At 59.8% G+C, this 11,366-nt stretch carries 12 protein-coding genes and 4 pseudogenes; 4 read left to right on the plus strand and 12 right to left on the minus strand.

Going from position 1 to position 11,366, the window contains the following annotated elements:
• Positions 1 to 180: 180 nt before the first annotated feature.
• The 8 genes and pseudogenes from MBENS4_RS23245 to MBENS4_RS23280 form a co-directional block, all read right to left on the minus strand.
• Positions 181 to 1,017, minus strand: a complete 837-nt coding sequence (locus tag MBENS4_RS23245; RefSeq protein WP_084592355.1) for a GIY-YIG nuclease family protein — start codon at positions 1,015 to 1,017, stop codon at positions 181 to 183.
• Positions 1,017 to 1,994, minus strand: a complete 978-nt coding sequence (locus MBENS4_RS23250) for a site-specific integrase (RefSeq protein ID WP_039396725.1) — start codon at positions 1,992 to 1,994, stop codon at positions 1,017 to 1,019. The genes MBENS4_RS23245 and MBENS4_RS23250 overlap by 1 nt, the downstream gene beginning before the upstream one ends.
• Complete coding sequence (locus MBENS4_RS23255; RefSeq protein ID WP_039396621.1) at positions 1,991 to 2,518, minus strand: hypothetical protein; 528 nt, start codon at positions 2,516 to 2,518, stop codon at positions 1,991 to 1,993. The genes MBENS4_RS23250 and MBENS4_RS23255 overlap by 4 nt, the downstream gene beginning before the upstream one ends.
• 10 nt (positions 2,519 to 2,528) lie before the next feature.
• Complete coding sequence (locus MBENS4_RS23260) at positions 2,529 to 3,788, minus strand: hypothetical protein (RefSeq protein WP_039396625.1); 1,260 nt, start codon at positions 3,786 to 3,788, stop codon at positions 2,529 to 2,531.
• Positions 3,789 to 3,815: 27 nt separating this feature from the next.
• Entirely contained in the window at positions 3,816 to 4,058 is a 243-nt protein-coding gene (locus MBENS4_RS23265; protein WP_039396627.1) for a hypothetical protein, read from the minus strand.
• Complete coding sequence (locus MBENS4_RS23270; RefSeq protein WP_039396631.1) at positions 4,055 to 4,450, minus strand: type II toxin-antitoxin system VapC family toxin; 396 nt, start codon at positions 4,448 to 4,450, stop codon at positions 4,055 to 4,057. The genes MBENS4_RS23265 and MBENS4_RS23270 overlap by 4 nt, the downstream gene beginning before the upstream one ends.
• Positions 4,443 to 4,703, minus strand: a complete 261-nt coding sequence (locus tag MBENS4_RS23275) for an AbrB/MazE/SpoVT family DNA-binding domain-containing protein (protein WP_039396633.1) — start codon at positions 4,701 to 4,703, stop codon at positions 4,443 to 4,445. Before MBENS4_RS23275 ends, MBENS4_RS23270 begins: the two co-directional genes overlap by 8 nt.
• A gap of 261 nt (positions 4,704 to 4,964) precedes the next feature.
• Positions 4,965 to 5,897: pseudogene (locus MBENS4_RS23280) on the minus strand (IS5 family transposase).
• 63 nt (positions 5,898 to 5,960) lie between these two features.
• Between MBENS4_RS23280 and MBENS4_RS23285 the strand changes: the two are divergent.
• From MBENS4_RS23285 to MBENS4_RS23300, 4 genes and pseudogenes are all read left to right on the plus strand, one after another.
• A pseudogene (locus tag MBENS4_RS23285) lies at positions 5,961 to 6,857 on the plus strand (Tn3 family transposase); the annotation flags it as partial.
• A gap of 246 nt (positions 6,858 to 7,103) precedes the next feature.
• Positions 7,104 to 9,071, plus strand: a complete 1,968-nt coding sequence (locus tag MBENS4_RS23290; RefSeq protein ID WP_039396727.1) for an oleate hydratase — start codon at positions 7,104 to 7,106, stop codon at positions 9,069 to 9,071.
• 77 nt (positions 9,072 to 9,148) lie between these two features.
• Complete coding sequence (locus MBENS4_RS23295) at positions 9,149 to 9,754, plus strand: TetR/AcrR family transcriptional regulator (RefSeq protein WP_039396640.1); 606 nt, start codon at positions 9,149 to 9,151, stop codon at positions 9,752 to 9,754.
• Between the two features lie 73 nt (positions 9,755 to 9,827).
• Positions 9,828 to 9,938 (plus strand): annotated as a pseudogene (locus MBENS4_RS23300) (transposase); the annotation flags it as partial.
• Between the two features lie 80 nt (positions 9,939 to 10,018).
• On the opposite strand, the gene MBENS4_RS23305 reads toward MBENS4_RS23300, so the two are convergent.
• The 4 genes and pseudogenes from MBENS4_RS23305 to MBENS4_RS23320 form a co-directional block, all read right to left on the minus strand.
• Positions 10,019 to 10,303 (minus strand): type II toxin-antitoxin system RelE/ParE family toxin, encoded by a 285-nt coding sequence (locus MBENS4_RS23305; RefSeq protein WP_039396643.1) that lies wholly within the window; start codon positions 10,301 to 10,303, stop codon positions 10,019 to 10,021.
• The gene (locus MBENS4_RS23310) at positions 10,300 to 10,566 is read right to left on the minus strand and encodes an antitoxin of toxin-antitoxin stability system (RefSeq protein ID WP_242405110.1); all 267 of its coding nucleotides are present in this window, start codon (positions 10,564 to 10,566) and stop codon (positions 10,300 to 10,302) included. Before MBENS4_RS23310 ends, MBENS4_RS23305 begins: the two co-directional genes overlap by 4 nt.
• Before the next feature lie 55 nt (positions 10,567 to 10,621).
• Complete coding sequence (locus tag MBENS4_RS23315; RefSeq protein ID WP_199904465.1) at positions 10,622 to 10,816, minus strand: hypothetical protein; 195 nt, start codon at positions 10,814 to 10,816, stop codon at positions 10,622 to 10,624.
• Between the two features lie 153 nt (positions 10,817 to 10,969).
• A pseudogene (locus MBENS4_RS23320) lies at positions 10,970 to 11,248 on the minus strand (DDE-type integrase/transposase/recombinase); the annotation flags it as partial.
• Positions 11,249 to 11,366: the final 118 nt, after the last annotated feature.

Consider the following 11,366-nt stretch of genomic DNA (forward strand, 5'->3'; position numbering starts at 1 on the left):
TCAATGTGGGCAGATTGAGGGCGGCGCTTTAGGAGTACAAAGAACAACGCTAAGGAAGAACGATAAAGGAACATTTAGGCTGCCTGGATATCGGGAGGCATGTTGAGGCCCGATGCGCATGTGTGAATTGGATAGGGTTATATCGCGGCAAATAGAGAGGGTGGTCAAGGACAGTGCAGGTCAATTGCGATTGAGTCCCATTTCTCGGCTTTGAAGTTTCCGTTTCCAGAGTTGTTCGATGGCGACTATATCGTCCTGAGTTGAAGACGACCCGCAGACTTCGAGGATACTGACTTGATAATCGCTTGGTTCGCTGCTCCTCAAGCCGAGATTCCCACCATGACCGTCCTGTGCATAGTTGAGCCAGCGTCCGAAAAAGCCGTTTACGCCGGCGGCTGACCCGACGTACTGCTCCCTGGTTCGTGATGACGTGAGCAAGTAGACCCCTCGGGCGGCGCTGAGCGCGGTTACCCAGGTTGCGGGCAACCCCTGAAGCTCAGAAATCCGCGCGAGAAAATGCGTATACCCCGGGAAGGCGTCCTCGCGGAATGTGCGCGTCAGTTCACAAATCGGCTTGTTTTGGCGGTCCGCCCGCTGGATCCATGAACGGGTTCCGGATCCCAATTCAATCCAGAGCCGTCCTGTATAGTCAGCGAGATTCGTGAGCCGCTCAGTGTCATAGCGGTCGAGATCGTGGCTGGTGAGGGTGCTGCCGGGCACGCCCTGCAAGGGATCAATCCAGCCATCTTCGGCAGGGCCTACGCGCCTTGCAGAGTAGAGGCCGGCGAACAGTGTGCCCCCGGAGGGCGGAACCACAAAGCTTGCCCATATGGGCGCAGCGATGCTGGCGCGATTGCTGGCGGTTTGGACGTGTTGATAGTCTTCGAACGCCGCGAGCTGGTCGCGCCATAGGATGTAGGGCGTTTTGCCGTTGCGCCCTTTCGTCTGGTGGCGCAGGAGCCGCACGTCGGCAGGGCTGAAGCCCGCCTTCATCAGAAGATCAGTGAAGAGCAGCATCAGAGAATTTCGTCCCCCGCATGGTCGTCGAAAAGCGATGCATCGCGCACGTAACCGGCGACGGTATCAAGCGACTTGTGGCGCGCGTGGTCTTTCATCTTGAAGAGGCTAGCCTTCGATGCGGCGGCTGAGGTCAGGAAGCCGGCGCGGAGCGAATGCGCCGAGTAGAGCGCGGGATCGAAGCCCGCGGCTGCGGCAGCAGCTTTGACCAGTCGCGCGACACTCTTGTCGGTCATGGGCGCATCAGTCAGGGCGTCGGATCGGGTAAGGCGGCGAAACACGGGCCCTTCGGTATGACCGGCTTGGTGCAACCAGTGCCGCAGCAGGTTTACGGGTCGAATCGATCGGCCGTTGGGCACCGCGATCGTTGTGCCTTGCGCACCCTGGTCGCCTTTCGAGCGAGGAATGAAGATCCGGAGGCCGGAATTCACGAAAGACATTTCCTCGCATTGCACGGCGACGAGTTCGGAGCGGCGTAGCGCGCTGGCAAATCCGATCGCCAGGATGGCGCGGTCGCGCACCGCGCGCAGGCCCATGCCCTCGATGGTCGCCAACATGCTCGTGAGGACGTCGACCTCGGCCGGAGCCTTTTGCTGCACTTTGCTCCCGTAAGTGTTCCGGATGCCTTTCAGCATGGTCGCGATCGTGCCTGCCGCATCGCGCGCGGAGGGGGGGGCGATCGCGGCATCGCGGTGGTAGCGATTGATGGCGGCGAGGCGGCGGCCGACGGTGGATGTCTTCCTTCCCTCGCGGGCTTGCCGCTCGAGGTAGAGCGCGACTACATCGGGGTGTGCGGGCAGCGCCTCGAAATTTCGTTCCTCGCAATATTCGCAAAAACTGACCCAGTCCGAAGCATAGGCGCGCAGTGTGGCTTTGGCGTGCGCGGCTTTCATCGTTTTCTGCGCGGCCTCTATTTCCGCGCGCAGGCGCTCCGACAACGTGGCCGTCGGAGCCAGGGGCGTGAGGTCTTCGCTCACGGCAGGCTCGCGCCCCACAGGCCGTAGAGGCGATGGATCGTGCGCTCGCGCAGCGACAGATCCCAGGAGGTGGGACGGCGCGGTTTTATCCAAGCCAGACGCCCGAGCCTTGGTATCTCGATACCGACGCGCAGATGCGCACGCTCGCGCAGATGCGTTGGAGAAGCCAATTGCCAGTCGTCATCGCTCATATGCCACTCGATCGAGGTGTGCGGGCCCAGAACGGTCAGAGGGGCTTCGTTATCTTCGGCATCGAATGTGAAACGTAGAAACTGGCGACCGAGCGGCGTGTTGAGAAACCAGGCTGGACCGATATAGCGAAAGCTCAGGGTGAGATCGGAGCGGTTGGTTACGGTGAAACGATGCCAAGAGCCGCTAAGATCGGATCCGCTGACATAGTCGACCGCGACCCGCAGGCGCCGGCGGTTCAACGAAGCGAGAAAGGTGTAGAGGCCGGCCAGGCCGCCGATCGGTCCAATCCAGGCGCCAGCTTGCCGCGCGATCTCTGAAAAATCCCCCGTCATGATCTTTGCCTCAGGTCCGGCCCAGCAGATAGTCGCGATAGGCTTCGGCATCGGCCGGGAGCGGTCCGAACCAATAGCGGCGAAGGACCCGGGGAAGCCAACGGATCGGTGGCAGACCGCCATGCGTGAGCGCAAACGCAAGAAGTATCAGGACTAGAACGTTGCCGACTTTGAACGACGGACTGGCGAACAGAGCAATGTGATCGTGGGAGAAGAGGCTCCAGGCCGTGTCCGCGAGCGGGGCGCCGATCACGAGTACCAGACAGCCCAGAAGAACACGCGATGCGTGCTGATGCCAGCGCTCGATGCGGGCCGTGAAGGGCTCGTAGTAGCGTGCGCTCACCGGCTTGCCCGGACCATGCTCCCAATAGTCCCATTCGGCGTCTGAAAGGTCTGGCCATTCGCTTTTCGGCGGTGGGCTTTTTTTCGGGAAACTGAAACCGAACACTCTTCGCTCGCACGCAAGGCGCTTTGCCGTCGGCCAGTAGACCGCGTGCCAGTAGCGCAGGCCATTCTGGTGATTATTTTCCGTCAGCCATGCCGAGATGGTTGCAGGCAATGGTGGATCGGGCTCCTTGTCGCGCCAGCGAAAGGAGAGCCAGGTGAGACCTAAGCCAAGCGCCAGTATTGCGAGCGCGACGGCGACTGGCGGTGTGGGGAGCGGGAAGGGCGTTGCCGATCCGACAGCGTGAAGCAGCGCAGACACGCCGAGACTGGCGAGGCCGCTTGCAACCATGAACGAACCTGCAAAGCTCGCGGCGCGCTGGCGGTTGTAGTGGCTGTCCCGAGCGCGGATTGCGCTGAGAATGAGCCGATCGATAGTTAGGGCGCCGGCTGCGGGATTAACCGGATCGATGTGTTTCGCCAGCGCTTGATAAGGTGATTCCGGATCGAGTTCGCCAGCGGCTTCCGCTTCGGACAGCGCGGCGAACAGCTCCTCGAGGCCATAGCGCGCCATAAATTCGCTATCCTCGAGTTCGACAAGATCGTCGGTGATGCGCTGGACTTGCTGGATCGAGAAGCCTTCCACCCCGTCCGTGTAGACAATGACCTCGATGACTTGCGGCGCGCGCTCGATAAAGCGGTCGAGACAATCGAAGAACCGCGGGCCGTCCATGGCCTGTGCATGATGCGATTGGATACGCTGCGTGAAGATGTCGGCGATGAAGGCGCGGACCGTGGCCTCCTCGTCTTCTTCGCTTTCGATCAGCGCCGCGACATGCGCGGACATGGTATAGCCGTGATCGTCGTCGTCTTCATTAAGGGTCATGCCACGCGCTCCTGAGGTCAGCCGGGATCAGTCGTCGAACAGCCGCTCGACCAGTTCGGTGCCGTAGGCATCGAGCAGCACCAGGTCGGGGATGTGCTCGGGCTCCAGACGCTGCCACGCGCCGTCGCCGAAACGGAGCTCATGGCGATCGAAGGCCTTGTCGTACTGGTAGATGCCGTAGGTCGGCTTGGCGAGCTTCCAGCTGCGCTCCAGCGCCGATCCGGGCTTGATCAGCGCCACGAGTTCGATGTCCTGGGTGGGACGGGTCATGGCTGGTTCCTGATGAGTTTGATCTCGACGCCGGGCACCTCGAGTTTCAGCCAGTCGCGATCGGCGGTCCAGATCGTCAGTCCCGCTATCTGGCCCGTGGCGATGCAGGCGCAGTCTCCGAGGCCGATATTAAGTTTTCGCGCGGGCCCGATCAGTCTGCCAACCATGTCCGCTTCGGCTTCACCGAACGGCAGGATCTTGAAGGCGAAATCTTGCACGGTTTCGCCGATGGTTTCCTCGGCCACGCCATTCTTTGCCAGGACCGCGCGAAACTCGGCAAGGTTCACGGCCGACATACAGGCGCCAGCGAGGAGCTCGTTCTCGTCCACGTCATGCGGTTCGCCAAGGACGAACGCGGCGAGCACCGAGGTGTCGAGGATCTTGTCAGCCACGCCCGGTATCCCTTTGCGCATCCTCGATCCGCATGGCCTTGAGGTCGCCCTGCAGATCCGTGTCCGGAGCCAGATAGGGCGCCAGCCTGGCGCGGATGCGTTCCAGCGTCTTGGATGGCCGTCGCACCGAAAGCGTGCCGTCGTGCAGTTCGAGATTAAGTGTCTCTCCGGCACGAAGGTTCATTTCGCGGCGAAGCTGGGCCGGTATCTGGATGCGCCCGTCGCTGGTGATCTTGACGCTGTGCATGGTCATGGTGGAAGTCCTGATCGATTGCGGATTAGCAACGTACAGCACATGGCGATTATACACCAGAACAAAACAGGATTGGCGCAAAATTCTAAGTCCCCACCTATGTCCGATAAGCAATCTTATCGGACATAGGTGGGAGATTCTCCCCGCGGCCGATCAGCCTCTCGACCGGCTCAGGACCGCGTACATGAGGTGCCAACCAATATAGGGGGCTTTGTTGCACAAATCGATCGCAGGGCAGCAGTTGGCCTTTGAAGGCATCGATCACGCGACACGCTGAGTTTGGGGCCTTCCGAGCGCATTGAAGCGGTTGAGGATTGCGGCGCGGATTTGCAGTTCGGCGACTTGGCGATCAAAGTCTCGAGACATGATGCGTTCGCCCAGCAGCTTGAAGCAATGGATTTTCGTTTCGACTAGACTGCGCTGATGATAGCCGCTCCATCGTTTCCAGATTATCCGGCCAAACCGCCGACTTGAGCGAACGATTTCGTTGCGGGCCGTAACCCCCGGCGTAGTCTCGGGCCAGGCTTGCGCATTGCTGCGGGCGGGAATGATGGCACAGGCATTGCGTGCGGCAATGGCTTCGTGACAGGCCCTTGTGTCGAAAGCGCCATCGGCACTGACGCTCGCGATGGCTTGATCGCGTGGGATCTGGTCCAGCAGTTCGGGCAGCATGGGGGCATCGCCAACCCGGCTTCCGGTCACTTCGATAGCGTGGATATCCAACGATCCGAGGTCCACACCTAAGTGGACCTTCCGCCACTGGCGACGTTTGGACGGGCCATGCTTGCGCCTACACCATTCCCCGTCGCCCACCGCCTTGATGCCCGTGCTGTCGATCAGCAGGTGCAACGGCCCGGAACTGGGCTGACGAGGGATTTCGACAAGCAAGGTCTTCTGCCTTCGGCTCAAAGTGCTGAAATCCGGCACCAGCCAATCGAGCCCTGCCATCTCGAGAAGGCTGGCGACCATGCCGGTGGTTTGGCGCAAGGGCAGCTTGAACACGCCCTTCAGCGTCAGGCAGGCCTGGATCGCGGCATCTGAGAAGACAAGCTGACGTCCGCGCTTGCCGGTGGATCGGGCAAGCCACTCTATCGCGGGATCAAACTAGACCTGAAGCGAACCTCTTAGCGCCAGCGCTGCGTTGTAGGACTTCCAGTTCGTCGTCCGGTAACGGGCGCGGGGCGGTTTGCTCATCATCGCCCCCTAACTAACTGGATTCACGAACGGAATCCCTTGGACATTTGCGCAACAAAGCCTCGCGGGGCCGCGATCGGCGACATCAACGCGCGCAGCGGCAACGAACCGGGCGTTGCCTTCTACACCCATGTCTCGGATCGATATGGCCCCTTCGCGACCCGGGTAATCGCGGCGACCGCCGGCGAAGCTCCCTATGTGCTGGATGGCTTGCTATATCAGCAGACCGGCCTGACAATCGAGGAGCACTACACCGATACAGGCGGGGCATCGGACCATGTGTTCGGCCTCATGCCCTTCTTCGGCTACCGTTTCGCGCCACGCCTGCGCGACATCAAGGAACGTCGTTTGCACCTGCTTCCCGGCCAGGAAGCAGGCCCCTTGCTCGCCGGCATGACGGCCGAACCGATCGCATTGGATCATGTCGCAGCGCATTGGGACGAACTGCTGCGGTTCGCCACATCGATCCGCACCGGCACCGTCACCGCTTCGGCGATGCTACGCCGCCTGTCCGCCTATCCGCGACAGAATGGACTAGCCCTCGCGTTGCGCGAGCTTGGCCGTCTCAAACGCTCGATCTTCATGCTCGACTGGTTGCGCGACATCGACCTGCGCCGGCGCACCCAGGCGGGCCTCAATAAGGGCGAAGCCCGCAACGCGCTCGCCCGCGCGCTCTTCTTCAACCAGCTCGGCGAGCTGCGTGATCGGCGGTTCGAGAACCAGACCTATCGCGCATCCGGCCTCAACCTGCTCGTCGCCGCCATCATCTTGTGGAACACCCGCTATCTCGAAGTGGCGCTGGCGGACATCGGCACGCCCGACGAAATCGCGCGCCACGTCGCGCCGTTGGGCTGGGAGCATATCTCGCTGACCGGCGACTATAGCTGGAATGTAGAAGACCGGCCCGATCCGGATGCCTTGCGGCCACTGCGCGCCGTCAGATCCCTGCTCGCCGCGTGACGTTCGCTATCCGTTCGCCCTTACCGTGCAGATACGTCACTTTCGTGTAGTCACCCCCAATAGGGTATAGCCGACAAATCCCCTGCTCAGCACAAGCTCCTACCCAGCTTCGAGAAACCTGAGTTATTTCGCTATCCGACGCCTCGCCAATCCAGCATATATATCATTTGACATCTAAATATCGAATGATATTTTAGTGCTCAAGGATGGGTGAGATGCTGCCGCCCTGTAGGAATGGAGACAATTGTGACCGATCAGACTGATAACCTTAGGCCATCCGCTTCATCTGCTCCTGTGATAGAGGTCGATGCTGGCGAAGCCTTCTGGCGCAAAGGGCCGAAGGACACCCTTCCGCCGCCAGATATGATGGGCCCCTACATGCGTAACCGGCCCCTGCCAGTCACCAAGATCGAAGAACGCAAGGCATGGATAATCGGCAGCGGCATCGCCGGTTTGGCGGCTGCCTTCTATATGATCCGCGATGGCGGCATGAAAGGTGAGGACATCACCATCATCGACACAATGGATGTTGCCGGCGGCTCGCTCGATGGCGCAGGCAACCCCGAGGATGGCTACATCATCCGCGGCGGTCGCGAGATGAACTGGAATTACGACAATTTCTGGGACATTTTCCAGGATGTGCCTGCACGCGAACTGCCCGAGGGCTATAGCGTGCTCGACGAATACCGGCTGGTGAACGATAACGATCCCAACTGGTCGAAGGCGCGCCTGATGCACAAGCAAGGCGAGATTCGCGATTTTTCGACGCTCGGCCTCAGTAAGTCTCAGCAATGGGAGATCATCAAACTGCTGCTGATGCGCAAAGAGGATCTCAACGACGTCACCATCGATAGCTATTTCAGCAAGGGCTTTCTGGAGACCAATTTCTGGTATCTGTGGCGCTCGATGTTTGCCTTCGAAAACTGGCAGAGCCTCCTCGAAGTGAAGCTTTACATGCATCGCTTCCTCGATGCCATTGACGGGCTGACGGATATGTCGGCGCTCGTCTTCCCCAAGTACAATCAATATGACAGCTTCGTCGTTCCGCTTATCAATCTCCTGAAGGCGAAAGGCGTAAAGGTGCAGTTCAACACGCGCGCCTACGACCTAGCCATGACCGAAGGAGACGGCGAACGCACCGTCACTGAAATTCTTTGCAAGGTGGGCGACAAGGACGAAACCATCCCGCTTGGACCAGATGATGTCGTGTTTGCGCTGACCGGGTCTATGACCGAAGGCACTGCCTATGGCGACATGGATAAGGCGCCGGACCTGCAACGAAGCCTCACCCCGCCGGACGAAGGCAGCGACTGGGCACTTTGGCAGAACCTGGCCAAAAAATCGTCGGTCTTCGGCAAGCCGGAGAAGTTCTGCGGCAATCCCGCCGGTTCGATGTGGGAATCGGCAACGCTAACTTGCAAGCCGTCACCTTTTGTCGACAAGCTGAAGGAGCTTTCGGTCAACGACCCCTATTCGGGCAAGACGGTCACGGGTGGCATCATCACCTTCACAGACAGTAACTGGGTGATGAGTGTCACCTGCAACCGACAACCGCATTTCCCCACCCAACCCGACGATGTGCTGGTGCTGTGGGTCTATGCCCTGCTGATGGATAAGGATGGCAACTATGTGAAAAAGCCGATGCCAGCCTGCACCGGTCGTGAAGTCCTGACCGAGCTTTGTTATCATTTAGGCATCGTCGATCAGATCGACGAGATCGCCGCTCACACTAAGGTTCGTCTCGCTCTGATGCCTTATATCACTGCGCAGTTCATGCCGCGCGCGGCAGGCGATCGCCCCCGAGTAGTGCCGGAGGGTTGCACCAATCTGGCCTTACTGGGGCAGTTCGTCGAAACGAATAACGACATTATTTTCACTATGGAAAGCTCCGTCCGCACCGCGCGCATCGGCGTCTACACGCTCTTGGGCCTGCCCAAGCAGGTCGCCGACATCAGCCCGACGCAATATGACATCCGCAATATCCTGAAGGGCGCGCGGGCACTCAACAACAATGAGCCTTTCCCGGGTGAACGACTGCTGCACCGTTTGCTCGACAAGACCTATTATGCGCACATCCTGCCGCCGCTGCCTGAGAAGGAAAGCGCGGTTGCCCATGCGGAAAGCGAATTGTCCGCGTTGTTGGGCAAGGGTAGCCAGGCGGTGACAACACTCGTTGGCTGGCTTGAACAGTTCCGCAGTGGATTGAAGAAGTAAGCGAACGGAAACACGACACCGGGGCCAAGCCATTGAGCCAGCCCCGGTGTCGGATCCAGCAACAGAAACGGAAACAAATGCGCAAGACTCGGGAACAAAGCCGGCAGGAAACACGTCAGCGCCTAATTGCTGCGGGACAGGCGGCGATTGTGCGCGAGGGTATCGGAGCTCTTTCGTTGCGGGGGGTGTGCGAAGAGGCCGGCTATTCGCAGGGCGCTTTCTACTCGAACTTTTCCAGCCGCGACGAACTGCTGCTGACGATAATGGAACTCCATATCCACGCCGAGGTGGAGGTTCTGCGCAATATCGTGCAGTTCGCTCGGCAGGAAACGCTGGGCGATCTGCTCTCCGCTGTCGCCGAGCGACTCGCCAGCACAGCGCAAGATACCCAATGGTCGCTCTTGGCAATCGAGCTACAACTTCATGCTCAGCGCGATGCCCAATTTTCCAACGCTTATAACGATGCCAAGGCAGGCTATCATACAGAATTCGCGCTGCTCGTGGACGACATCACTAGCCATTTCGGCCTGACGCCTGCTCTACCGTCGTTGCAGATCGCGATCGGGCTTTACGCACTTTGGTCGGGGCTGGTGGTGCAGGGGACTGTTCCCGGAGCCCTCCCACGCGATCAAATCTTTCTGGCGTTTCTGCGCGCGATAGCGGGACCCCCACATGCCGCCTGATCAGCCACTGACGTGACCCCTTAGATTTCCTCCAGGAGCGATTAGAGTCTGGCCTGAGAGAAGGACGGACGAGATGAAGAGAGCACGTTTTACGGAAGAGCAGATCATCGGGGTGCTGAAGGAGGCCGAGGCTGGGGCCAAGACAGCCGACCTGGCGCGTCGCCACGGCATTTCGGAGGGGACGATCTAGGGGTCAGTTCCGGCTGAGTGTGGAATCGTACGTTAAGGTCAGGAGGACGCCACTTCAGCGATACATCGAATGTTTCAATCCTGTAGCGGCGGCCATTGCCGTGCGGTGTGGATCACAACCAATATCCAAACCGTATCACCTGCAACCTCGTAAACGATGCGATAGCTTCGGTGCGGCGTCAGTTCTCGCGTTCCTGCGACCGTGCCGACATGGCCAAGCAAGGGGAAGTCGGCCAGTCTGGCAACGGCATCACTGAATAGCTGATCGATCCGAAGTGCCGCAGCAGAATCGTGCTCCACGAGATAATCCCAGATCGCGATGCGATCGTGCTGCGCCTGCGGCGTCCAAATGATTTTCACGAATGGGCGGTGCGCAGTGCGGCAAAGGCGGCTTCGACCTCTTCGTTCGACCGGCCAAGTCCGTCCCGCATCGAGGCGCGGGCGACTTCAACCTTGCGTTGCAGGAAGGCGTCATGCTCGCGCTGCGCGCGTTGCTGCTGGACGAATGCTCGCATGAATTCGCGCACCACCTGCGAAGCCGAGCGGTGGCTGGCCTCCGCTTCGGCCATGAACTCTGCCCGCAGGTCGGCTTCCAGCTTCATCGTGAACACAGCGGCTTTCAACGGGATATTTCCACAAGGTACTGACGTTGTATATACTAACTAGACCAGCGCTAGGTCAAGATTTCAAGAGCGCGGGTTCAGAGATTTCCTCGGCTTCCCCGGCCATGGCATAGACCTCTTCGCTGATGATCCGGTCCGTTATGGCCAGCAGGTGTGCGCACAGCGCGTCGCTCAATTCCTGAAATTCGGGCCACAGCGTGCCGTTGACGATGCTGGCCGGCTCACGGACCATCACGGTTTGGCGGTGCATACGGGTATAGCGAAATGGCCGAAGTCCATAGCGGCGGCACAAAGCGGTAAAGAGCTGTCGCGACCATGGATCGGGAATGGAGAACTTGAATTCCTCAGCAGGGCTCTGTTGCAAACATGGGGGGCGACCGAGCGGCGTCACCCCGAAGGGGGATCAGGCAGCATTGGCGAAATGCTGATTGAGCATAGTCACGGTTTCGGTCAGCGCGGACGGCCCAATGCCGAATGCCCTTTCAACCAGGCGGACCTCCCCCCTGATCCCTGGCTGCAGGCACCACGCCCGGGCCTGCCCTTTGCGTAGGGCCCGCATGACCTCGAAGCCCTTGATCGTGGCGTAGGCCGTTGGCATCGACTTGAAGCCACGTACCGGCTTGGTCAGCATCTTAAGCTTACCATGGTCGGCCTCAAGCACGTTGTTCAGATATTTGGCTCTGTTGCAAAGATCGTCCGCGAGCGAGTGAGATCCGCCGCTTCATGGCAATCAAGCGGCCGTGGCCAGGTGTTGGTTTAGTAATTCCATGGCCTCGGTCAGGGCTGATGGTCCAATGCCG

Source organism: Novosphingobium sp. MBES04 (assembly GCF_000813185.1).
GTDB classification, from domain to species: domain Bacteria; phylum Pseudomonadota; class Alphaproteobacteria; order Sphingomonadales; family Sphingomonadaceae; genus Novosphingobium; species Novosphingobium decolorationis.